Origin of the sequence: Phytopseudomonas dryadis (assembly GCF_004327355.1) — a bacterium.
In the GTDB taxonomy this organism is placed as follows: Bacteria; Pseudomonadota; Gammaproteobacteria; order Pseudomonadales; family Pseudomonadaceae; genus Aquipseudomonas; species Aquipseudomonas dryadis.
The window spans coordinates 1-967 of the sequence record NZ_QJUM01000068.1; the positions used below are offsets into that span (position 1 = coordinate 1).

The window sequence follows — 967 nt, forward strand, 5'->3', positions numbered from 1 at the left end:
TCCTCTCGGCCCAGGACGAAAGCGCCTCCTACTACTTCAAGAAAAGCAAAGGCTCGTTCGGTCGTAGCAAGAGCAAGCAGAGCGAAAGCTACGACAGCACCAATATCGCCTCGGTGATCGAGGCGGGTAACGACCTGTCGCTCAACACCAGCACGACCGCCGACGGCGGCCTCAGCCTGGACGGCGGCCGTGACGTCACGGTGATCGGCAGCCGCCTTGCGGCGGGCAATGACCTGACCCTGGGCGCCACCGGCGATATCGCCGTGCTGTCCGGCGTCGAGGAGCATGGCGCCTACTCGAAGAAAACCAAGTCCGGTTTCCTCGGCCTGTCGAAAAGTGGCAAGAGCCAGCTCAAGACCACGGCGACCCAGGTAGGCAGTGAGCTGGAGGCGGGCAACGATGTAGTGCTGGCTGCCGGCAACGACATTCGCTTGCGGGCCAGCGAAACCACGGCCGGCAACGATGTCGAATTGCGTGCCGGCTTGATCAGCGACACAGGCGACATCAACCTGGTGGCGGCCAATGACGAGGCGTACAGCCGCAGCGAGTCGTACAAGAAGAAGGTCGGGCTATCGTTCGGCGACGCGGTTGGATTGGCGGTGGGTACACCAAGCTGGGGCGCTGACATTGCCATCTCCAGCGCGAAGAAAAGCGGCCAGGAAATCATCCGCTCCACCAATGTCGGCAGCCAGGTTAGCGCCGAGCGCGATGCTTCTCTGATCGCCGAGCGCGACATCAATGTGGTGGGCAGTGGCGTCAGTGCGGGTCGCAACGTGCTGCTCGACGCCGGGCGTGACGTGAACGTGGTGGCGGGCAGCAGCAGCGAACAGCTCACCTCGTGGAAGAACACCAAAACAGTAGGTCTTCAGCAAAGCGCGGATGGTAACGGCTTCACCACTTTCGTCGGCGCGGAAACGCTCAAGGACAAGACCCGCACCTCCGAGCAGACAGCCGCGGCCAGTCAGAT

The 967-nt window shown here is 62.6% G+C and carries 1 protein-coding gene; it reads left to right on the forward strand.

Annotated features, from left to right (window positions below; all coding sequences use genetic code 11):
- Positions 1-967, forward strand: a 967-nt coding sequence (locus DNK34_RS25250; protein ID WP_207401642.1) for a hemagglutinin repeat-containing protein, incomplete at both ends; no start/stop codon positions are given.